The sequence below is a fragment of the Eisenbergiella massiliensis genome (genome assembly GCF_003435485.1).
Genome location: NZ_QVLV01000002.1, coordinates 75238 through 99912 on the forward strand (window position 1 = coordinate 75238; position 24675 = coordinate 99912).

Genomic DNA, 24675 nt, shown 5'->3' on the forward strand with positions numbered 1-24675 from the left:
ATATCCTGTCTCTATCCTATCATTCCGGACGGAAAGGTTCAACGGCTATGCCCTGAAATGTCACTTTTTGTCTGTAAAAACCGGATTTTCGCTGTTTATACAAAAGTGCTGTCCCAGACATCCACGCCGCTCTCCTGGAAAATCTCGTGCAGGCGGGCTTTCAGCATCTCCTTTGTAATCCCTTTTTTCAGGATCATCTGCAGGAATCCGCCGCCGCCGGCTCCCGCGATAAAACGGGCGTCGATCATATCCTCACAAGCCATGAAAATCTGTTCGATGCAGGTATTGGTTGATCCTGCATCCAACTGCTTGGACAGCTCCCAATGCTGATTGAGCAGATCGGTAAAAGCCTCCATATTCCCGCGTTCCAGCGCAAATTTCATGAGAACGGCAAGGCTCTGCATTTTTTCCAGGGCATCGATGGATTCCGGCCGGCCTCCCAGATAACCGCCCACCACATCACGGAGCAGGTTGCGGGCCAGCCGCCGCTGGCCGGTATATACGAGGGCAAAACGCTCCTGGAGCTCCTGTCTCGTTGCTTCCGGGATTTCCACCTTTTCCACGCGTATTTTCTGATCGATACCGGACATGGTGGAAATAAATTTAATGCCGGGGGTCAGGCCGCCGACCTGATCCTGCCAGCCGCCGCCGGTGCTCATGATCTGTTCCATATTCAGGACGATATCGTAAATCTCCTCCTCCGAAGCTTCTCTTCCCAAAAATTCAAACAGTCCCTTCACGCAGGCGCCGGAAAGGATGCTACTGGTGCCAAGCCCGGAGCCCTGAGGGATTCCAACAACCCGGGTGGAAAGGCTGATGCCGCCGCCCAGCCGGCTGCAGATTTCCTGAAGGTTCCCGCCGCTTAAGGGAATGATGCCGCAGGCAATCAGCGCCGCCTTGTGCAGGGCAAAGGAGTCGTAAGGATTATGGCAGTCCTGGATTTCTTCCACGGTTTCCACGCTGCCTGCGGCGCCGATATCCGTGCTTGCAAATTCCACATGCAGTTCCTTAAGCTTCTTTACCTGGATCTGAATGGGGTAAATGCCGTTCAGCTTCAGAGCGGCATTCAACACAACACCGCCGCATTCGTTGCAGTGAGGAGGAGTATCGGTCCAGCCGCCGCCCCAGTTGACGCGGACAGGCAGTTCCACCGTCACCTCATCCTTCGCTATCCGGTAATCCTGGCTGGAGGGCAGCTTGGCCGCCGCATTGTCATAAATCGTCCTTTGGATGGTTCCGAAGCACATGGCTTCCAGGGCATCATAGCCTGTCTGACCGAAGGTGATCCGGTTTTCCTTCATGTACTGTGCCAGAGCGTAATAGATACGGATTTTCAGGGAAAATCCGGCTTTCCCGGCATCCTCCAGCAGCATTTCATAGATATCCTGGCTGATGCCATGGGCTCCGAATACCTGCAGTGCTTCTTTATAATAGGTGCCTGCCTCAATGGCCCATACGAATTTGCTGGCAAGGATCCGGCTTTCCAGCTCATGCTGCCATTTGCTGATGGCAAGGACATCCGCTCCGTTAAAGCTGGAATACAGGCTCATGCGCTCCTTATTTTTCCAGGCTTCTATCTCTTCCGGGGAAGCGGAATGCTCCGCCATTTTTTTTACAAGAAGGGCAGAACGGATCGCTTCCTCCATCGTATCAGCCGCAGGGTAAAGGGCGGCAAACCAGAGATAATGCTCTCCATCCTTCCACAGCGCTTCGGGCGTCAGGCCGTTGTCTGAAAGGAAGGCTGACAGTGTTGTCCCCAGGAAGCAGGCGTCTTTTTCCAGCGTTCCCTTGGGATTGTCCTCCACGCCGTAGATACGCACCACATACCTGCCGTCAAGAAGCTTCAGCCCGTGCAGCACCACATTCTCAGGAACCGTTACATTGCGAAGCTTTACGTTGGAAATTACGCTTCCTTTGCCTACCACACTTTCATCCAGCACGTAGCTGTCTTCCAGATAAGCGCCGCAGGCGATGCGGGCGCGTTTTCCCACATAGCTGTTGTGGGCGGCATAGGCCGAGTTTTCCGGGGCTGTGGTGGAAACCTGCTTTTTCCAGTCCAGGAATTCATAGTCCTCCACATCCGCCGTTACCAGCCTGCGCAGCTCTGTTGTAGTCCCGAAATGGATGAATTCCGCAGGAGAAAGGCATATGAGCTTCATGGAAAACGGGGACAGCGCCTCCCATATTTTGGCACGGCAGCCAAGGAGCCGCTCATTGATCGTTCCCTCCGCCGCTTCCCTGTAATATTGTTCCAAGGTGGCGGAACGGGCCAGCGGATAGAGGAAATCGCCGTAAAAGCTGATTCTTGCCTCTTCGTTGACGAATTCGGAGAATTTCTGTTCATCCGTCCTTCCGTCCGTGCTGATCAGGCCAAAGAGGGACTGAAGCAAATCCGTGTCCATTATGACCGCCCCGGTATCCAGATCCACGTTGTCCTGGCTGTTGACGGCGCCCAGCTCACGAAGGCGTTCTTCACTCTGCTTGTGAAGGAACTGGCCCACATAATCATTGCCGTCATTGAGGAAAACACCGTGCTCTTTTCCTGTCTGCACATGCTCCTTCATGGAGATTGCGGCAGCGCCGTGATAATTGAAATCGATCTGCAGCGGGTTAAACAAAAGAAGCACATCCCCTGAAAGCACAAGCATTCCTTCCGGAATCCGGGAAGGCACGCCGGACATACCTATTACAAACTCATCAAACAGCGTGGAGGCATATCCGTTGGGCAGCTGCCTTGGAACCGGGGAAAACAGCTTCCCGCAGGCAGAGTACTGGGGCACTCTCTTGCTGTCTCCGCCGGAATGGATGACGAGAATCCGGCGGCCCTTGAATAAACCGGCAGGATCGGCCGACGGCTCCTGCTCTGCAATATATCTGAGAACATTAAAGGTTGCGCCGCCGGAGCCTACCCGTTTGCCGTCCGGATCGGGAAGCACCGCATAATGGGTGCCCGCGGGAAGCAGTCCCTGTGCCAGCCTGTAATCAATCTGTTCTCTGTATGTACGCGCCTGTTCCTCGTTGGATGCGGTCAGAATCAGATAGTCCCATTTGATAAAGCTGGGCTTCCTCAGGCTGTTTTCATAATCCTCCCAGGAATCCAGATAGGATTGCCTGAGGAAGAGGTTTTTCATTTTCTTATAATTCAATGGCTTGTCCCCCATTCGTTTTTGCAAGGGGAGGAAATCGCAGCTTCCCTCCCCTGCTTTTTCTATTTTATCTATTTATGAAGAAGAAATCAAGAAGCTGTCCATATCTCTTTTCATTCTTTGTTATTGTTCGCTTTCGTACAGGAATCGGATGTTCTCATAAATTTTTGAAAAATCGATGATGCATTTCCTGTCAAAAATGCAAACTGAAACTTTATCCTCAAAAGTATAAATGGAGGGCAGTTCATTATGTTCCAGATCATAAACAATAACCTTTTTCTTATCCGGATCGACAAGCCAGTATTCCCGTACGCCGGCCGCGGTATACTTCGCAAGCTTCAGGCTCATGTCCCTGCGTCTGGTGGATGGAGAAAGAATCTCTGCGATAAAATCCGGCGCTCCATAAATGATACCCTTTTTCAGCTTGTTCCGATCACAAACTACCAGAACATCCGGTTCCACCATTGTGCGGTCATCGCAGTCAAGCTGTACATCCAGCGGTGAAATCAGAGGAATACAGCTTCCCTGGTTCTGCCGGATATAATTCGCCAGTTCACGGTAAACCTCTCCTCCCCAAAGCTGATGTATACTGGTTGGGGAAGCCATATCATAAATAACGCCGTCAATCAGCTCCACCCTGTGTTCTTCCGGTATCTTATAGTAGTCTTCCAGCGTATACTCTCCCCGCTTCTTCCCGCCATAGGCCGCGGCGGTTTCCTGTACAACAGAGGTTCCCGAAGGGCCGCCGGGATAAATGCCACAGGATCCCTCTTTCCCGTCTTCCGCGGGCAAATTACCTGCAAGCGCCGTTTCCAGGGCTCTTCGTGTTTCATAACGCGGAGTCTTCGTGATACCGCCCAGAATTTTCTGCACGGTTCCCAAAGGAATGCCTGAAATCTCTGCCAGCTTCTCATAAGAATACCCCAACTCCCTCTTACGTTCCTGCATCTCTTCTATCGTCATCACAATCATCCCCTTCCTGATATCCAAATAATATCATAAATAAAACCGTTATTCAACCGTTTTATCCATTTTCTGATAAGATATCCATTATCGCAGCGAGATGATTTTCTGCATTTTTTTACACAATAACATCAGACTGCCCAGCCAGTGAGCAGTCTGATGTTAAGCTGTACCATGATATATACCTGCATTACAGGCAGTGTGATTTCTTCCTTAATTAACAGAAGCCTTTGTTTCCACGAGCGCTGCAAGACGGTCCCAGTATCCGCCGCAGGCTTCCCTGGATTCGGGAACATGCTCTGTAAGCTCCTCCAGAGAAAAAGGCAGATCCGTCATGGCCTGGCTGTCCTGTCCGGGCAGCTCTGTGCCGCCGCTGTACCAGTTTTTATGGAAAGAGGATTTCTGCCAGCCGTCGCGGGGGCTTTTTACAAAATGAAATATGTTTTCGGTGAAATGATGGGACTCCCCTTCCTTGTGGCAGCAGATCGCGGGGCCTTCCTTGGTATTCAGGAACAGGTTCCCATAAATTTCCGCGGGCAGGCCATAGTCGTCCTGCACCAGGCAGCGTTCATCATTGATGCTGATATTATACCGCAGGATGGTCCGGCCGCAGTCCCGGTTCCGGTTGATGCCCATGCAGTCCAGCCAGAAGCCGCCTTTATTTCCATGGGTATAGTTGTATTGGAACACCGTATCGCCTGCGGTTCCCCAGTCCGTATCAAAGGCTGTCCCGTCATTTTCAAACAGGCTGGTTCCTGCCACTTCATTTCTCTGAATCAGCGCATTGGAGGTTGCGCAGACCCAGATCCCTGCAATGAGACGGGTATCCTCCAGGCTGCCCAGCGCTCCGGCATCTATGCAGGTATTCCCGTCTATCAGGGGAGAAATACAGTTGGCAACGATAATGCTGTCGCTTCCGATCCGTTCGATGCGGTTGCCTCGTACCACAACGTGAGTGTGGTGGATGTCATTGATAAAATCCTCCTGCTGGTTCACACGGATGCCGCTTGTGAGGACATCGTGGATATAGTTGTTTGCGATGACTATATTATGAAGGCGGTTTTCGTTACAGGAACGTCCCGGTATGGTGACATAGATCCCAGAATTCCAGTACATGCTCTGATAAACGTCCCTGTTTCTCCGATTTTCCCCGGTGACGTCGCTGATTTCGCAGCCCTCCACAACAATGTCCCTGGTGATGCCAAGGGGGCTGGCGCAAATACAGATTCCCTGCCTTACCGCTCTCTCCTGCGCCCGATTGGTCACCCGGATGCCGCGGACGATCCAGAAGCTTACACCCTCCAGCAGGATGGCTGCATAGCTGCCGTCGCCGTGGATAGCCGGCATGGCGCCTTCCCCGAAGCTTTCCAGGATTACCGGCGCATAAGGTGCGCCGCTGCCTTTGGGAGCGAGCATACCATGCCATTCTCCCCCTTTTTTCAGCCGGATGGTGTCTCCGGAACGGAAAACCTCCGCGTTCACCCGTTCCAGGCTCAGCCAGGCTTCTTTTTCCGACAGGCCAGAGAACGAATCGTTTCCGGCACAGTCATCCACATAAAAAATTCTTCCCTGCTCTGTTGCTGTCATACTGTTTTCTCCCTTTCATTTTTCTCCCTTTTATTTTTCTCCCTTTTATGTTTGCAGGTTTTGCTGCGGCCTTCCTGCATCAGCTCCACAGGGAAGCCGCGTCCTTTTCATTTTTCAGCCTGCGCAGCGCCTCCATGCGGAAGGAACCGGGCCAGGCTACCAGCCACCCGGAGGCAATGCCCCGTTTGCCCTGTCTTGTTACCGTATAGCTTTCATCCTGGCTTCCCTCCGGGCGCAGCCTGCCGTCAATGACCAGGCTGCCGTCGGAAATATGCTGACAGCCGTTTCTCCAGACAGCCCTGGCGCGCTTCAGCCACCGTTCCTGTCCGGTAGCCTTAAAGAGCTGATACAGCTCCGGGATATAGCACAGCGCAAAGGGATCGATGCCTTCGTGCACTGTGGATACCAGAGTGCCTCCGAATGAATCATAGCCGGTCTGGCCAAGCACCGATTCCGGGCCGAAATGGCAGGTATGGGTATACTGCCAGGTGGACAGATACCAGGCGCTGTCCAGGGCGCCGTCCAGCCATTCCTTCTCTCCGGTAAGCTCATAAAGCGCCATTGCCCCCTTCAGCAACGGGATACCGGATTCCTTATCAATGGAAAAAATATCAAGGGCGCCGGCTGTGGTATAGCCGTATTCCTTCAGCTCCTTCAGGTAACGGCGAAGGCCTTTCACCGCCGCCTCCTTATAACTTTCCTTTCCGGTTCTGCGGTAGCCTTCGATCAGAGGCATGACGAGAAAGGCTCCCACGGTGCCGTCTTTGATGGCGGTTCTGCCATCTGCGTGCCAGCATTTGGCGAAGCTGCCGTCCTCTCCCTGCATCCTGACCGCAAAGTCACAGATTTCCAGCGCGGCCTCATAATAGCGGGCGGCCTTTTGCCGGATACGTGCCGGATCGGCGGAGTCCGTCTGTTGCGCTTTCTTCCCTTCACCGCATAAAATACGGCCGCTCAGTTTTTCCGTAAGATCGCAGGCTTCAAAATAGGCCAGACCTGCGGTTCCCAGATCACAGGCCTCCAGATATCTGACCTGTCCCGGATCATAATAGCTGCCTGTCACGCCGGCCGGGACCCTCGCCATTTCCAGCCAGCTGTCAAGCACGGAAAAGCCCATGGCTTCTGCTTCCTTATCGCCGGTCCGGAGGGCTTCGCACAAAAGTGCATTGGCAAACATGGCATTCTGGCCGCACCAGCCGATTTCGTATTTGTTGTATTTGCGTTTTTCCCAGCCGCCGTTTTCCCAGGCAAGGCCGATGTTAATGCCGCAGAAGCCGTCAGGCTCTTTGGTATACAGCTGTTTGGCATAAGCGATTCCCAGCTCCCAGATCCGTTCCGGCGGATAAGGGCAGTCCCGCTTCCTGTCATTTTGTTCCCAGGCGGCATCCAGCGCCTTGCGGTAGCCGGACCTGGGAACAGCATCCTCCTCCAGGACGATCCAGGCGGTAAAGCTGTCCATTTCCTTTTCCTCCCCCTGCCAGGCCGGGCCAAAGCGATAGAGAAAAAGCGTTCTGGGCGCTTCTGTCTCCGGCCAGACGAGGCTGTGCACCTCTTCCTCCCGGTCCGAATACAGCTGGCAGCTGTTGCCGCCCTCCTCTTCTCCGAACAGGGCAACGCTTACGGTACGGCCGGCAAGCGTTTTTTCCGAATAGGTCATGGCGGCTACGGAGGAACGGTGCCAGCCATAAGTCCAGGGAACGCCGTGATAGCGGTCAGAGGTATACTCACAGAAGGTTCCCCAGCCGTTTCCGTCATAATTTACGCCCGGAACCATGGTGAAGTCCGGAAGATAGGAGGCCCGCAGCTCCATCCGCATTTTTGCCGTCCCTTTATTCCCCGCCTCGGAGGCCGGAAGGCGGCGGATCCAGCGGTATACGCCGGGCGCCTTCTCTTCAAAGCTATCCAGCCAGCCTTCTTTACCGACCGCCCTGGCCAGTTGGATTCCATCACTGAAAAAACAGGTGTCCGGGCCTTTTTTTATTATCGTAATCATCATTTATCTCCTTTCTGCGCGTTCCGGGGCTGGTTACTGCAGCAGCCCGTTCAGCAGGTTCCAGTTATCGCATTTGCGCAGCACCTCCAGGCGGAAGGCGCAGGGCCAGGCAACCAGCCATTGGGAAACGCTGAAAATACCTCCCCAGCCGCCGTCCTTGTTTCTGCGCAAAGCACCCCAGCGTGTATGGAGATAGGCTTCGTCACAGCTTCCGGCAGGCCTGGGCGCTTTATCCATAATCTGCAGCGTCCCGTCCGAAATCCCCTGCACCCCGTTCCTCCAGACAGCCAGGGCGCGTTCCTTCCACTCCTTGTTTCCGGTCAGCTCCGACAGCTCCAGCAGCTCAGGAATATAGCAGAGAGCAAAATCATCAATATGGAGATGGGAGGTGGAAACCGCCGTACCACCGAAGGTATCATAATGCATCATGCCGAGTACGGAATCCTCCGGGTAATCCACGCTGTGGTGCCACTGCCAGGTGGACAGATACCAGGCCGCTTCCTCCGCCATCTGCAGATTGGAGTCAAAACCGGTGGCGCGGTACATCAGGATGCCGCCTTTGAGCAGGGGAATGACGGATTCCTTGTCAATGCAGCAGGTATCCAGGGCGCCGCTGGTGCCGTAGCCGGTATTATGGAATTCCCTGTAATAATAGGAATAAGCGCGGACAGCAGCGATATTGTACCGGTCCTCTCCTGTGCGCAGGAAGGCCTGTGCCAGGGGAAGAATGAGGAAGGCGCCCGCCGTTCCGTTCAGCTCATGGGCAGAGCCGTCCCGGTTCCAGCTCATTCCGATTCCGCCGTCCAGCCGCTGCCGGTTCATGGCAAAATCACAGATCTCAAAGGCCGCATCCAGCCAGGCCTTTTTTTCAAGCCCCAGCAGCCTGGCCTGATCGTAAGCTTCAAACAACTGTACGCCGTAGGTGCCCAGATTACAGGCGTCTATCAGGCTGTCCTGTGGATCATAGCGGGTCAGGAGAAAACCGTCCTTACTGCGCGCTTTTTCCACCCAGCTGTCCAGTACGGACACCGCAATCTGCAGGGATTCTTCCCAGTCCTTCGTTTCGGCGCCGGAGGACTTCCTGCGCTGGCAGTCATACAGCAGGGATACTGCCAGGGAAGCGTTCTGGCCGCACCAGCCGATTTCATATTTGAAATCCGGCCGCTTGCTCCATTTCTTCCCATCCCAGCTGAATCCGATGCTGAAGGCCTGGAAACCATCTTCCTCTTGGGTATACAGCAGTTTTGCATAAGCCGTGCTCAGGTTCCAGACCTCTTCTGCCGCCCTGACCGGTTTTTTGCTTACATAGTTCTGTTCCCAGGCATGATGCAGCATGTTCCTTTCCGCTTCAATGCCGGCGCCGGGGCACAGGTAGGCGGTAAAGGTGTCTGTCGGCTCCATATGTCCGCGGTATGCCTCCGCCCAGTCGTCTGCATAGAGTACCTGGGGTTCCTCCGTTTCCGGCCAGATCACCCGGTAAACCGGTCGCTGATCCTTCAGAAATATACTGCCGGAGCAGCGGCCGCTGCCGAAAAGTGCCAGGCCGTCCTTTTGGTTCCAGGAACAGGCCGCCCCGGGAACAGCGCAGCGGTGCCAGGCGTAGGTATAGGGAACGCCGTCCTTTTCCAGCCCCTTATATTCATGATCCTTTCCCCAGGGATTGCCGTCATAGGAAATGGCGGGCACCAGGGTGTGTTCCGGCTCAAAACAGGCGGCGGCTTCCATTATCATGTGATCCACAGGCTCCTTTGTGCGCCTGGTCCAGGTGATAAGGGTGCCGTCCTCCGATATATGAAAGCTGTCCTCTGCGTTTTCCGGCGTTTCAATGCAAAAGAGCGGCCTAGCCCCATCAGGGCCGTCCTGCCGCCGGAATATGTGTTTTTTCCCTTCCTCAACAATATGAAGCATTTCGTTCTTCCTCCTCTTTTCTTGGCAGCCATGCAGCAGTTCTGTTTTTACTGCTGCATAATTACGTTCTTTCCCCGTCTGTGCCTGATACCCCGTCTTTTTCCTGTCCCAGAAGCTTCATGCGGTACTCCTGGGGAGACATACCCATGCTTTTTTTGAAAAAATGGGTGAAATAGGATGCCGTATTCAGGCCTACCCTTTCAGCGATGCTCTGAATACGGATGGTGGGATCCTGCAGAAGCGTTTTTGCCGCATTCAGCCTTTGTGCGGTGATATACTGGCCCAGGGAGTTATCCGTCACCTTTTTATACAGTCTGGATAAATAGGCAGGATGCAGGCCTGCGATTTCTCCAATCCGGGTCATGGAGAGATCCTCGGAAAGGTGCTCCAGAATATAGGTGTTGACCTTATGGACGATATAGTTGTCCGTGTCCGTATGTATCTCCTGACGGCTGCGGAAATATTTTTCCGCCACGGTTTCCAGATAATAGCAGGCGTCCCGAAATCCGTGGTGAGTATTGTAATTCGCCAGCTTTTCCAGACTGATTTGGGTCAGCAGGCTGCTTTCCCTGGGCAAATAATTAAGGATGGCCTGAAGCAGCAGGGAGGCCAGCGTTGTATATATTGTGATCTCCGCCGCAGGACCGGAGGCAGGCATACCAGCCTTTATTTTGGCAAGCACTGCCATAAAATCGCCTTCTTTACCGTAAACCAGGCTGTCCGAAAGCTTCTCAACGTTGAAGGCGCCCATGACAGGGCCTTCCCTGCGCCAGGTATAGGAAGACAGGGCATCCTTTTTGCCGCACAGAAGGATGCCGCCGCCCTCCTCCATTTCAAAGCGTTTACTGCTCAGTATGGAGAAAACCTCGGACAAACCTTCAAGCCCGGTTTCCTTTTCATACAGATAGACCGCGGGAGGAATCAGCTCCACCCTCTCACACATGCTCAGGGCAATTTCCAGAAAACCCTTCAGCCGAAGCGGCCGGTTGTCCTCCGACTGGGCAAGAAGCAGCATAATGTGTTCTGAAACGTAAGCAGCTCCGGCCCGAAAGGCTCCCTTTATATTTCCCAGGATAATACTCTGTATCTGTCCGGTTACCGAAGCATCCCATTCAGGCTCCATACAGATAAGCGCGGTAAGAAAACCGGACTGCAGATCAAAGGAAATACCTGCTGCCTGAAGCTTCGCATAAAGCTGTGCTTTGTCCGTTTCCTCCCACCGGACGGTGGTTACCATCCGGCGGAAGCACTCCCTTCGCAAAAGAGGCGCGGCCTCCTGCCAGGAAGCGTTCAGCTTCAGCAGCCGGCTTTTTTCTTCCTGTTCCTTCTCCAGACGGTCATAAGCTTTGTCGATTGCCCGGCGCAGAGCTTCGTCACCGTCCAGCTTGAGGACATAGTCGATCGTCCGGCTGCCCACGGCCTGTCTCGCATATTCGAACTCACTGTGTCCCGTAAGGAAAATGGTGAGGCAGTCAGGCCATTCCTTTTCCACGATTTCCACCATCTCCAGGCCGTCCATGCCAGGCATACGGATATCGCTCATCAAAAGATCCACACGGCTGTTCTGGAAGATTTCCAGCGCCCCTTCGGCGCAGTCCGACTGATAAATAAGAAACCGGTTTCCATAAGCCCTCTCTATCATACGACAGAGTCCTTCTAAAATCAAAGGTTCATCGTCCACAATCAGTAAATTATACATATTTTTCTTCCGTAAGCTGTATTCTGGCAGTTACCCGGAAGCCTCCCTCCTGCCTGTTCTCAAAATATAAACCGCTGTTTACCCCATAGTGGAGCTTCAGGCGGATATTGGTATTGGAAAGGGCGTGTATTTCCTCTTCTTCGATCCGGCCCTCTTCCATACGTTTTTTCACCCGGGCCAGCTCTTCCGCTGTCATACCCGGCCCGTTATCCTCCACCGTAAAGTAGAAAATACTGTCCTCAAAGTGCATTTTGATGTGTACCTCCCCGTCTCTGACACGATTCTTCATACCATGCTCATAGGCGTTCTCAACCAAAGGCTGCAATGTGAGAGGCATGAGTTTGGCATCCGCAAGCTCCGGCGGAACCTCTCCCAGAAAAGCGCGGATCCGGCCGCCGAACCTGGTTTCCTGGATGGCGAGATAATTGCGGATATGCTCAATTTCCTGGCTGATTTTTACCTTGCGGTCGCTGACCCTGGTGATGTACTGATAATATTTTCCCAGATGCTCCGCATAATCGGCGATAGGCTCGTTTTCATCCATCTGCGCCATGCGGTAAATCAGGAAAATGCTGTTGTACAGGAAATGGGGCTGGATCTGATACTGCAGCGCCCTCAGCCGCGCGATGTGCACACGATATTTGGAATCCAGGTTTTCGCGGATCAGGCTTTCCGTACGGAGGACCATCCGGTTGTATTTGTCATAAATGATGGCCAGCTCGTCCTTTCCTTTTTCCTGGATCAGGAAGGAATTCTTATCCTGTTTATCCTCCATGGCCTGGAGTATCCGGCCGAGAGGTCTTGCAAAGGATTTTCCCGCATAAAAAGCATAAGCGCCCAGAAGAGCCACTACCAGAATGGTCAGCGCCGCATTGAAGATCCGGAAAAAACGGAGCGGCTTTTCCACCACCTGATTGGGATAACAGTAAACCAGCCAGATTCCCAGGCGGAATAGCAGCCGGCCGGAAGCAAAACCATCCCTGGAGGCGTGAATGCTTTCTTCCTCTCCTGCTGTGCGGATTTTCTCCTGAACTAAAGCGAGAACCGGAACGGAAGCGATGTCCTCCTCCAGCTTTTTCCCGGAACCGGCCAGTACGGTGCCGTCCTGGTTCAGCAAAAAAACGTTGCCCTCATCCTCTCCCAGCATTTCCTCCAGTTTGCCCTGCAGCGTTTTCGGCGTGATGGTGGTTCTTATGTAAAAATGGGGGATTTTCCGGTTGGACGGATTCATATTGTAAGGGAAAAAGATGGTCAGGCAGATGCTCCCGTCCTCATTCAGACAGGCCTGCCTGAAATCTCCGTAATCGTCCTCCTCATAGCTGTCCAGGATGGGGCTGTCGGCGCTGATTACGATTTTCCTGTCCGGGAAGTAGGTCTTGATGGACGCGGCAATGCTGTGGAGTACCTTTACATTCAGCAGGCGGTAGGAAAACTGCTTCACCGCTTCATAACGCTGGTAATTGCTCAGGCTGTCCCAGGCCACATGGAGCTTGAGAAGGCTGGCGTCATTCGTCAGGCTGCTTTGCGTCAGCAGAAGGCTGTCGGTTTCCTGCTGAAGCTGTTCCTCCCAGAAATGGACCTTGGAATCCAACGTGTCCTGGATCTGATGGGACAGCACATTCCTGTTGTACTGATTGCTGAACAGTCCGATCCCATAGAAACAAAGGCATACCAGTGTAATGGAAATCAGCATTTTATGAAATGTTCTGGAATGGTACATCTGCCTCCCCCAATCTGCCCGGCCGTCCTGCAGGACGGAAGCGTTTTTCACTTGCTTCTTCCAACGGTAATTATGGCCGGGCCAACACTATTTTAGCATAACGGCCTGTGATTTTGCATTTTTCCGGAAGACAGCCAGCGAATGCCGGCTGCATTACTGCAGCAGCCCGGCTATCCGGAGTGCTTCGCTTTACTACCCTTTTACAGAACCCATAACCATTCCTTTTACAAAATATCTCTGTAAAAAAGGATAAGCTGCCACAATAGGCAGGGTGGACAGAAAAATCTGCGCGCATTTTACGGTTCTGTCGGAGATCAGCGCCATTGTCTGCCAGTCCGTGGTGCTGTTGACGGAGGTGTCCCCCTGGATAATAATGGTCTGCAGATAGCTCTGCAGGGGATACTGTGTGGGTTTGTTCATGAGGATGATGCCGTCAAACCAGGAATTCCAGTGATAAACAAGTACGAACAGGCAGATGGTGGCAATACTGGCCTTGGACAGCGGCACATAGATCCTGGCCATGATATTCCAGTGGCCTGCTCCGTCCATGAAAGCGGCCTCCTCCAGCTCCTCCGGTATCGCCCGGAAAAAATTCAGCATCAGCACCACGCTGAATACGGGCACTGCTCCCGGAAGCACCAGCGCCCAGATGGTTCCCAGCAGATGCACGCTCTTAATCGTCATGTACCATGGGATAAGTCCCGCATTGATCAGCATGGTGATAAAAAAGAACCAGGTATATACCGTGCGCAGCTTCAGCTTGCGGTTATCCTTGGACAGCGGATAGGCTACAAGGACGCACATGATGACGTTCAGCGATACACCCAGCAGGCACCGGATCACCGTCACCCCAAGGGATTTCCAGAAGGCCGCCCTTTTTGCCACGTATTCATAGGATTTCAGGGTAAAATCCACCGGCAGCAGCTTCACCAGCCCGGCTGTGGCCGCGGCATTGGAGCTGAGGGAAATCGCCAGGATATTGATCAGGGGAAGGATGCAGATCAGCGCCAGGAAGGCGAGAATCAGGGTATTGATAATTGTAAAAATACGGGAACCCACGGATTCTCTGACCTTCACACCGCTTTTTTGTGTTTTTGTATTCATTTTCATAAGGCTTGCCCCTCCGTTTTTACGTTAAAAGATCCGGTAATCGAAAAATTTATATGCAACATAGTAGGATACGGAAATGAAGAGACAGGATACGGCGGACTTGAACACGCCCATTGCCGTCGCCGGCCCGAATTGCGCGTCAATCAGGCCGATGCGGTATATAAAGGTATCAATAATATCGCCGGTCTCGTAAACCTGGGGGCTGTAGAGGTTCAGAACCTGATCAAACCCGGCGTTCAGTACATTTCCCAGGGAAAGCACACACATGAGCACAACGATCATCCGTATGCCAGGCAGTGTCACGTGCCACATTTTCTTGAAGCGGTTCGCACCGTCCATCGTCGCGGCCTCATACAGGCTGAGATCAATTCCGGTGATGGCGGCGAGATAAACAACCGTACCGAAGCCGAAGCCCTTCCAGACATCCGTCATGATGATAGTGGGCTGAAACCATTTATTGCTGCCCAGAAAGAAAATGGAATCTATTCCAAAGAAATTCAGGACCTGATTCAGGATACCCTGGGAGGGAGAAAGAATATCTATCATAACGCCTCCGAGAACGACCCAGGACAGGAAATAAGGAAGATATATGGCTGTCTGCACCGTTTTCCTGAATTTATTGGAACGTACTTCATTTAAAAGGATGGCAACGGTAATCGGCACAATCAGGCCGAGAACGATTTTAAAAAAAGCAATGACAACGGTGTTGCGTAAGGCTGACATTGCTCCCGGCATATTGAACAGATATGTAAAGTTATCAAAGCCTATCCATTTCTGGTCTCCGAAAAGGCCTTTGGCCGGAATGAACTTCTGGAAGGCGATTACCATGCCCGCCATTGGGATATAACAAAATATAACAGTGAAAATAATTCCGGGAACCAGCATGAGATGCAGGGGAAGTTCCCTTCGGATCGCATTTTTCTTTTTTTGTTTTTGTCTGCCAGCTGCCATATAACAGTCCTCCATGCTGCCGGTAGCGAGGGCCGCTGCCGGCACAGATTTTTATACTTACGGACCGGAAAAGCCGGAGGTTTTGTTTGTATGCCCAAAGCCTCCGGCTGTCACAGGTCACAGGTTACCTTTTCCGCTTATTTTACAGAGGAATACCATTCATTTACTTCTGCTGTCATATCGCTTCCGCCCAGCTTGTTGAAATCCTCAACAAAGGTATCGAATTCATCGATGGAAGCTTCGCCGATAATGATTTTGGTGTATACCTCATCCCTCATGGTTTCCAGTGTGGAAAGCTTTTCTGTCATGGTCTCGGTGGGCGCTCCCACAAATTTATTGATCATGATGCGGTTATCCTCGCTCATGGCGTTGATTGATGAATAAGAGCTGGGATCGGGCCCGTAAATCCTTTCCCATCCCCAGAGAGCAAAGCCTTCATCGCTTCCGGAATAATAGCTGTCCAGCTTATCCTGGATGGATTTCGCTTCTCCTGTCAGGGAAGAGGTATCGCCGGACTGGCGGGCCGCTTCGATGTCCAGGTAGGCCTGCAGATTCTTATGAGGCATGGAGCACTGGATAGGAGAAAGCTTCCATACGCCTTCTGCTTCCGGCGGCGCATAATATTTACCGTTGTCTCCGGTCTCGCCCCAACATTTCTCGATAAAGAGATTTATCATTTTTACAACTGCTTCCGGATGTTCAAAATTTTTGTTTACGGCGATCCATCTGTTGGTGCCCAGATCCGCCTGTGCAACAGCCGGTTCGCCCGTTGCGGAAGGAAGCGGATATGCGGACCACTGGCTGTCCGGATCGTTGTCCTTACAGGACTGGAAGGGAGTGAGGGAAAGCCACTGCTGTCCGAAGGTAAAACCACATTTTCCGGCTGCTGCAGCCTCTCCTGCCTTGGTGGAATCCTTAACGCCGAATTCTGTGTCAATGTAGCCCTTTTCATACATATCATGAAGCGCTGCGAGTGCTGTTTTACATTCCGGCTGGATTGCGCCGTAGGCCAGCTGGCCGTCCTTTTCCACCCAGATTCCCGGATATGCGCCATAAGCGTTGAAAAAGCCTCTCAGACCGCCGAAGCCGCCGCCCAGCATGCTGGTTCCGGCCACGCCGATACCTACGGTATCCTTGGCGCCGTTGCCGTCAAAATCAGCATTTACAAACTGGTCAACCATGGTAAGGACTTCGTCCATGGTGGTGGGGACCTCAAGATTTAATTTCTCCAGCCAGTCTGTCCGGATCCACATCAGGTCAACGGAGTCCACGCTTCCGCCGGTTACAGGCAGGCCGTACTGCACGCCGTCCTTCTGGCCTGCAAGGAACGGGGAATCACCCTCCTGGTTCATAACCTCTTTGGTGAAATCGGTGGCATACTGCTCAAAAACCGGTCCCATTTCCTGCACCAGGCCTGCGTCGATGAGCTGCATCATCTGTGTCGCCGTTACGCACATCACATCAGGAAGCTCTTCGCTGGCCATGGATACGTTCATTTTCTGGTTGAATTCGTCGTCGCCTTTTACAATCCAGTCATAGACTATCTTGATGCCAAGCTCGTCCTCATAGGTATCAAGCCAGAAGTTATCCTCCAGGGTCTGGCCCGGCAGGTTGGCGAGAACGTTTGTCTCAATGGTGTCATCCGTGGCGCGGACGAAATGGATTTCCAGCGGGTCGGCGTATTTGCCGAAGGGATCAGCCTCTGCGGTGTCTGTGCTGGCGTCGGCATCGGATGATGAGGCGTCTTTTGATGCTGTTGTTGGGGTTGATGTGGATGATGAAGCTGAGTTTGAAGTCTGGGCTTCATTGTTGGAATTGCCGCAGGCGGTAAGAGAAAATGCCAGGGCGGCGGAAAGAAGAATGCTTAGTAGTTTTTTCTTTTTCATTTGGGTCCCCTCCTTTATTTGATGGGTTTATTATAGATTGTGGGAGGGGGAGGGGACAATTGTGATATTTTGATATTTGTTGTGTTATTGTGACTTTTGGGGTGGTGGAAATGTGAATTGCTCAATTTTTCAGCGAATATTACCGAACAAAGCCAATATGAATGAGGCTTGAGAGGACAACGGAACTTGGTTCTAAAGTCTTTGAGCATACCAACATGCGTTACAAATAGGCTTCCGGCTTATAACTTTGATGGAGGGATGGAAATACATTTATTCCTGTCAACAAAATGGAATTATCTCTTAAATCTAATACCTTTAGACTTATTTTCCCTAAATATTCCGACATCGTAAAACCTGTCAGAATCATTGATGTGTGGTTGAATAGTTGTTATATTAAAGTCATTTCAATTATTTTTAGCAAGATGCTCTGAAACCGAGCATCACATCTCCTTCCTCTTTTCAAAGCCATATTTGTGAATATATTAAAAATAAAATAATTATCTTTCCCTTAGATGTGTACAAAAGATGTATTTCCTTGTCCGTTTAAAACACTCGGATATAAGAATTATCACAATAACAGCAATAACGGGTAGAGTATACCCCCCCCCATTTTTGGAGTGGACTCCTGTCTATTATATATATTACTGGTAAGTGTATACAATATATGATGGTAGATAGATCCTTGCCAATGTGATGAATAATCTTACTTAGATACATCTCGCGCTTAACAACGGCAAGACACATCAAGCCGATACTTATCATAATCGTTGACAAATAAACATCTAAATAAGTTTTGTATATAACGTATTCAGTAAATGCCATTAAAAATCCTATTATAATAATCGCCATAAACTTGAGCGAAGCTTTTTTTATGCCACAAATTTTATCCTCATGCTCTTTTAGTATACCTCCGATCATAATGAATGGAATACCTTGTAAAATAAATGAACGGAAAATGTAAATCACCTCGTTAATGTCATATACACTTTGCCAAAACAAACGACCATATACTTCAATCGTAAGTAGAAGTGGAATAAGAAAATAAGCTGCTTTTTTTCTATTATCATAGCCCCAGGCTGAGAAGATAACCCAAACCCACAAAACAGCATAAAGATACCACAATGTACCATTAAATATTGTTCCCAAAAAGATTGTTCTAATGGGATGGTGGATAAATTCAAATTGCATAATCCATTCTGCTATCGATATAACTCCACTAGTTAACCAGTCATCAGTTAAGATTACTGTGCCCATAAGAAGTTCCGATATTAATATCAATATAAAAATATATTTTGCTTTATCCCTATACCATTGTTTTGATCTGTTTGAGGCGAAATATCCAGAAATCATAAAGAATACTGGAACAGGAAAACGCATAAAATAACCAATAAACCGACCAAGAAATCCAGGAAAACTGCAATGCAATAATATAACGGTTATACATGCAACACCCTTAAGTGTATTTAAACTTTTGTATTCTTCCACTATTTTATCCCTACCTATTTCAATTATACTCTATCGGTCAGGACAACCGATGTCCCATGTTATTTCGTTCTTTATAACGACTGCCGGATTCCCTCCAATAACACATGATGTCTGTTTATATTTTCCATGGACAATGCTACCTGCTGCAACCACAACATCTCTTCCAATGTAGGTTCCTTTCAAGACCGTGCTCTTTGCTCCTATCCATACATGATCATCTATTGTTACGGATTTACTTTGATTCTTCTTACCGTCAGCTCCGACAATAGTATGTGCATCTGAATCCATAAATAATGTATTCCACGAAATCAAATCACGTTCTCCAAATGTTATCCGATTTCTACATACAACTGTTGAAAGACCGGTAAAGTTAGTCCCTTTTTGCAATTCAAGCACCCCCTCTTCACCAATTTCAAAGCGGCAGCCTTTTCCGATATATATTTCCTCGTTAATCCTTAATAAACCATCCACACGAATGACTGTGGCTTCACGTTCGTCCATCCATTGCAAAGCTTTGCCTCCTATATAGATATGCGGGTTGCTTTTTCGAGGGTAGGAGATTTCAATGTGGCCGCGGCCACTTATCTTTGTGTTACGGCCGACAAGCATAGGCAACTCAATTGCGCACTTCCATGGTAAATAATTAAAATTATAACGAATCGTACGTAAAATGCTCCCATGACCTAATGAAACAGCCTTAAGACGTTTGAAAAAATAAATGAAATTCCCCATTGTATACCTCATTTCCTAAGTTTTATAAGTTTTCTGACAAGCTTATACGCTGGAGGAAACTCCCTGCTTTTAAACAAGACGGCTATCATTATCATTCCCGAAATCCCTACCGTCAAAATTAGACGAATAACAAGCCCTTGCAAACCATTTATATTAATTTTACTACATATCAAATACGATGCGACACATGCAAGAAGTGTAGCAAATATATTTTTTAGAAGCAGCAAAATATATCTTCTGACAGACATGCCAAAAAACAATTCATGAAACACGTTAAAAAGTAGCCAGGGCATACTGAGAACAATGTAACTAATAATTGTCGAATACAGCACACCATAAAGTCCCAAGAATCTAATAGTAATTATATTCAATGTCAAATTTAAGATTGCGCTTAACAGCGGGCGGTATCTATCCTGATACCAGATTCCAGCGGCATCCTTGTATGTGCTGATTAATTGATCAACTTCATAAACGTAAAAATATATTACAAAGCTAATTATTAGAGAAATTGATAACAGGTTTTCATCACCCACCCACAGCTGTATGAAAGGCTGGTATAAACAAATAAAGCAAGCGCAACAAATTCCGATCAGTATTCCAGTAAGAAATGTCAACGTACAAAAATCTTCATAATTTTTCTCTTTCCTCTCCGTAATAATACTATTTCCTATTCCCGCTACACAGGCCTCAAATATAATTGTAAAAATGCTAATTACTGCAGACAAAATATAATAATAATTTTGATATTGTGCAAGTACAACAAGTCCAAGAAATGCTGATATAATAATAGAATCGGCTGACCGAAAAATTACCCCTCCAATTTTATTAGTAACAAGCCCCTGGACTTTCTTCTTGATATCCACAACTACAACTGACTCAACCTTGCCGACTGGTTTATAAGGATAAGTCTTGTCAACAACCATTGCGGAAATAAGGTTCAGAAGTATTTGTGCTGCAATTGAGGATATTACATATAAATAATAGTTGTGAAGTTTTAAAATCACAAGTGCCTGCAAAAAATATTGTATCGAATATGTCACCAGCGAAATCTTACTATTAATATCATTTCTCTGAAAAGCATATATTAAACTCTTTTTATAAGAAAAAAGCCAATACGAAAGAACAGTATTAAGAAGATACAAAAAATATAAATGTTGCAAGTTCAAATTATCTGGAACATTACCATTTACCAAATATTTAAGAAATGGCATGCACAGAAGCCCTAGAGCAAAAATGATACCTCCTATAATTTGAAAACACTTACGGTACAGATTCAGAAGAGCGGAAATCTTTTCCGATTCATCCTTTGCGATTGGCTCATACATGCTAAAAGTCAATGCCGCTCCGATTCCTAACTCAGCAAGGTTTAATACCTGAAATAATGAAGAAAACAGATTATTTAATCCCGCATATTCCATCCCCATCTGATATATCATCAAAGTACGCATCAGGAACGGTATAACAATATTATATACTTTTAACACTGTTCCAAAAACAATGTTTCTACCTGCATTTTTCGTTCTTTGTATCTTCACTAAATATGTACTCCTTCTTAAAATCAATATGAAATCGTTTCTTTGGGTGACAAAATAAAATGGTTAATTTCATCCTGCCCAATAAAGCTGTTCTTACTAAAATCTGATTAAAGCGGCTTTTTACTGCGGCTTTATTCATTCTGATTTCTCGTAAGACAGCTACTAAAGTCTGTTCATCGTCCTCGGTGGTCTTTGTTTATATATACAAATTAACTGTCCCCAAACAGCAACGCATATGTACTATTGGAAATTATTCAGTAATGTCATATGTCTTCAATGCATCTTCAAGAGCGTGTAATATCCCTTCATACGCATTCGTATGGTTATAATCTTATTACAGTTAAGAAGATAATCTAAATAATTTGCCGAATATACAAATTACTTTGTATATTGAAATGCATCTGAATAGTCAATGTCTAATTCATCATCGTTTTTCTCATAGTAATTAAACACAATCAAATCACAATCTTGGCATTCAGTCGCCATTTTAACAATCGCCTGAAAGGAATTATGATCTACATAGTCATCGCGCTATATCAATAAATGTTATTTACCGGCCTCTCGTATCCCCCTCCGACATTTTGAGCGCCAGAAACACAAAATTTTTTTTATACAACGCCTTAAGATTCTTATATCACCTAGATAGTCCATCTAGGATCTTGCCTGCCCTATCTTGTGAACTATCATCAATACAAATCACTTCACAGAATTTTTTCAGTGATTTTCTCCTGAAGGCTTTCAACGCACTATGTAATTGGATTCTCTGCGTTATAGCACGAGATGATGATTGATAAGAAGATATTCTCAGTTTTAATTATTAAGAATCGCCTCAATCAGTCCAACCCATTGGAGTGTAACTGAATTTAAATTGAACCTTTTGACAAAACTTCTTGACTTTTGAGACATTCTATCTGCTCTCTCCTTATCTTTAGTAAAGTCAAGCATTGAATTTGCCAATTTCTGAATATTTGCCTCATCAACCAGATATCCGTTTTCACCATTGCAAACCAGATCGTGAGGACCAGTCTTGCAGTCAAAAGCTATGATAGGCAGCCCATACACCTCTGCTTCAAGCAGAACCATTGGAAATCCTTCGTACCTTGACGAAAGAACATAAGCCGAAGCTGTAGAATAGTATTTTCCTACATCTGTGGTATGCGGAATAAATTCAACGTTCTGCAATCTCAGATCATCCTTCTGCTTTTTGAGTTTTATCTCATCTTCCCCGCTTCCTACAATCCTCAATTTCCAATCAGGGATGTAATTTTCTATTCTGCTCCACGCCTCAAGGAGCCAATCATATCCTTTTGGAGGAGTCAATCTGCCTATGGAAAGGAATATTTTTTTATCGAAATCATAGACTGAATCCTGTACCTCCATGCATGGATTTGGTATTGCTGTGATAAGATTCTCGTCAAAACCCAAATGCTTAATATGTGCCTCCCTATCCTGCTCTGTTAATACAACCAATTCAGTTGCGTATTTTTTAATTAATTTTTTTGCTCGAAAACGGCGTGCCTCTTTCAAACGGAGCATTGTCCAGTAATTAAAATGTTCCCATGAGATTAATTTACATTTAGTTCCTCTGATTGCATACGCTGAATGTCTTGATAAAACAGTATCTATATCAACAATGATGTCTATATCGTTATTTTGAATAAATCTATGTAACTTAATAATAGGATAAATTCCAGTGCGATAAAACTTACCCTCAATTTTGTGATTCAACAAATAATGCACATGAACCTCATCCTCAAGATGGAAATAGGGTTTACCTTGATTCCAAAAGCTAAGCAGGAAAACATCATATCCGGCTTTGCTTAAAGAATTGGCAATAATAGATCCGACTCTTTCAGTCCCCCCCGATCGTGCGATTACCCCGCTTACAAAACAAATTTTTCTCATGAAATTTACTTCCCCTTACGGATAATCTTATTTTTTACATCAACCAATTTGAAATATAATTTGTCACCGATAATACGTCTTACCTTCAGCATCCTTTTCTGATGTGGAGTTTTCCACGAGGCATTGAACCAGTGTATACTGATTGTATTATCAGTAATTTTCATTTTGCCGGAATGATAATCTCTTGGACAAAATACAGCCTTGGGATAAATTGTAATTCCTGCAACCTCTTGTTTCATATTGTTTTGACACAATCCCTTCTTTACAAGACGTTCTGTGTTCATGATAGGACTTGGAGTCGTATCCATACTTCCATCAGGCTTAATGAAATCTCTACCTTTATAGATGTCCATTAATTCAAAGATAGTTTCGTGCTTAGCTTCTGCCGCAATAATCAGTCCTGGGTTAACACTCCTCCCATCTTCAAATCCCATTACTGCTCGATTAGATAATATATCGTCTAATGACTTTATCAATTCAACATCGGTATCCAAATAAATGCCACCGTGATTGTAAATTATGTCCAAACGTGCATAATCTGGAACAAAGCCCCATTTTTTAGCCTGATATGCCTGATACATATAGGCATTTTTTGTAATATCATAATTCTCTTCATTCCATTGTATAATCTGAAAATCAGGGCAATATTTTTTCCAACTTTCAATACACTTTCTGTCTTTTTCTGGAATTTCCTTACCTCCAAACCAACAGTAGTGAATTATTTTAGGTATCATATTCTATCTCCTTCATAATTATTGTCTTCATTGTAAGTTTCATAATTACAATTCTTCACGGCAAAAGGAATTGCTAATATAGCATATAAAATATATGCGCAAAATTCATTTCTCATTGTGGTATTATAAAATACCAAAAACACCATAATCATTACAGTAATCATATAAAATTTTTTCCATTGTGTACCTTTCAATACTTTAATCCCTCTCTTCAATGAAGATATAAAAATCATAAGGTAGCTAATCAATCCCAATAGTCCAGTTTCAATAAACACAAAAGCGTGTGTAAAATACTGATAATGCAAATAACCATATTGATTATAAAATGTACTTGTAAGCATTTCATTGGATTTCGAATATTCTGCAGAACCTATACCGTAGCCGAACAATAATCCAAACAAATCATTACGAAAGAATTTATCTATCAATTCCTGTATGGCTGTAAAGCGATTTAAGTCACCAACACCATCGTATCCCTCTGTTCTGGTTGCATATTTAATCATGCTTTCAAATGAAAACAAATCATTTGTATAATAGGATCTGCCTCTTGCGTTAATTGATACAAATCCCGTTATTATAATATTAAAAGCTAGTATTCCGACGATAAAAAGAGTAATTGTTTTCCAACTTACTTTACTAATAATCATTGCAACTACAATTACAACCAACATTTCAACGATAAACAATTTTAATTCTGCAAGGATTGCCATCCACATACCGGCTGCAACGGTTATTATCATTTTCTTAAAACTAATCTTTCCATCTAAGCACCATAAAATAATATAAACCGAATAAACAACCAGTATAATATTCAATGGAGCATTAGCACTCCCTGTCCTATAGTATATTCCACCGACCATATCACCAACAATTGTCCCTTGCGGATACGTAACAAATAATCCCTCATAGGTGCATAATGGAACAGAAATCCAAAATATAATCTCAATTACCTTTAATATAGTCCGTATGTTTTTTTCAGTCATAAAAATGGCACAGCTGTAAAAAAAGAACAGATAGCGAGAGGTCTGTCTTATTCCCCATATTGTCAGTATAGGTGATGTCAAATTTATAATGCTGCCCATAATCCCAATAACTATAAACAGAATTACCCATAAAAAAACTGGTTGTTTGGTCATAGAATACCTTTGACTGCGAAATGCAGACAAAAAAAGCCAGGCGTTCAGGGCATCCGTAAAATAAAGTATAGAACGAGGAACTCCGAGAAAGGCAATTAACACAGCGGAAAGAATATTCCATAAAATTATATAAACTAGTAAATTGTCTCTGATTTTAGGTATTTTTATTTTCATATCTGTGCTAT

16 protein-coding genes are annotated in these 24675 nt (G+C 47.1%); all 16 read right to left on the reverse strand.

The features are described 5' to 3' along the window. Positions 1–95: 95 nt before the first annotated feature. A complete protein-coding gene (locus DXC51_RS02950; protein WP_181970018.1) occupies positions 96–3146 on the reverse strand; it encodes a fucose pyrophosphorylase domain-containing protein in 3051 nt (1016 codons plus the stop codon). A gap of 123 nt (positions 3147–3269) precedes the next feature. Continuing rightward, positions 3270–4109 (reverse strand): Uma2 family endonuclease, encoded by an 840-nt coding sequence (locus tag DXC51_RS02955; RefSeq protein ID WP_117544012.1) that lies wholly within the window; start codon positions 4107–4109, stop codon positions 3270–3272. Positions 4110–4322: 213 nt separating this feature from the next. Continuing rightward, positions 4323–5696 (reverse strand): right-handed parallel beta-helix repeat-containing protein, encoded by a 1374-nt coding sequence (locus tag DXC51_RS02960; RefSeq protein WP_117543658.1) that lies wholly within the window; start codon positions 5694–5696, stop codon positions 4323–4325. Between the two features lie 79 nt (positions 5697–5775). Then, on the reverse strand, positions 5776–7692 hold the full coding sequence (locus tag DXC51_RS02965; RefSeq protein ID WP_147332330.1) for a hypothetical protein: 1917 nt from the start codon (positions 7690–7692) through the stop codon (positions 5776–5778). Between the two features lie 30 nt (positions 7693–7722). Next, a complete protein-coding gene (locus tag DXC51_RS02970) occupies positions 7723–9597 on the reverse strand; it encodes a hypothetical protein (RefSeq protein WP_117543662.1) in 1875 nt (624 codons plus the stop codon). Between the two features lie 61 nt (positions 9598–9658). Beyond that, positions 9659–11296 (reverse strand): response regulator transcription factor, encoded by a 1638-nt coding sequence (locus DXC51_RS02975; protein ID WP_117543664.1) that lies wholly within the window; start codon positions 11294–11296, stop codon positions 9659–9661. After that, positions 11289–13067, reverse strand: a complete 1779-nt coding sequence (locus DXC51_RS02980) for a sensor histidine kinase (RefSeq protein ID WP_117543666.1) — start codon at positions 13065–13067, stop codon at positions 11289–11291. Before DXC51_RS02980 ends, DXC51_RS02975 begins: the two co-directional genes overlap by 8 nt. A gap of 141 nt (positions 13068–13208) precedes the next feature. Further along, positions 13209–14126: a carbohydrate ABC transporter permease gene (locus DXC51_RS02985; protein ID WP_330413795.1), complete on the reverse strand. Its 918-nt coding sequence runs from the start codon at positions 14124–14126 to the stop codon at positions 13209–13211. Between the two features lie 24 nt (positions 14127–14150). Continuing rightward, a complete protein-coding gene (locus DXC51_RS02990; protein WP_117543668.1) occupies positions 14151–15077 on the reverse strand; it encodes an ABC transporter permease in 927 nt (308 codons plus the stop codon). Between the two features lie 137 nt (positions 15078–15214). Next, on the reverse strand, positions 15215–16963 hold the full coding sequence (locus DXC51_RS02995; RefSeq protein WP_117543670.1) for an extracellular solute-binding protein: 1749 nt from the start codon (positions 16961–16963) through the stop codon (positions 15215–15217). Between the two features lie 543 nt (positions 16964–17506). Next, positions 17507–18448, reverse strand: a complete 942-nt coding sequence (locus DXC51_RS03000) for an acyltransferase family protein (protein WP_181970019.1) — start codon at positions 18446–18448, stop codon at positions 17507–17509. A 30-nt stretch (positions 18449–18478) separates the two neighbouring features. Next, on the reverse strand, positions 18479–19180 hold the full coding sequence (locus DXC51_RS03005; RefSeq protein WP_025489881.1) for an acyltransferase: 702 nt from the start codon (positions 19178–19180) through the stop codon (positions 18479–18481). Positions 19181–19188: 8 nt separating this feature from the next. Next, entirely contained in the window at positions 19189–20715 is a 1527-nt protein-coding gene (locus DXC51_RS03010) for an MATE family efflux transporter (RefSeq protein ID WP_025489880.1), read from the reverse strand. An 810-nt stretch (positions 20716–21525) separates the two neighbouring features. Further along, positions 21526–22620 (reverse strand): glycosyltransferase family 4 protein, encoded by a 1095-nt coding sequence (locus tag DXC51_RS03015; RefSeq protein WP_025489879.1) that lies wholly within the window; start codon positions 22618–22620, stop codon positions 21526–21528. Between the two features lie 5 nt (positions 22621–22625). Then, positions 22626–23354: a glycosyltransferase family 32 protein gene (locus tag DXC51_RS03020; RefSeq protein ID WP_025489878.1), complete on the reverse strand. Its 729-nt coding sequence runs from the start codon at positions 23352–23354 to the stop codon at positions 22626–22628. Next, positions 23351–24664 carry a hypothetical protein gene (locus DXC51_RS03025; RefSeq protein WP_025489877.1) on the reverse strand — a complete coding sequence of 438 codons (1314 nt, stop codon included), beginning with the start codon at positions 24662–24664 and terminating at the stop codon, positions 23351–23353. Before DXC51_RS03025 ends, DXC51_RS03020 begins: the two co-directional genes overlap by 4 nt. Positions 24665–24675 lie beyond the last annotated feature (11 nt).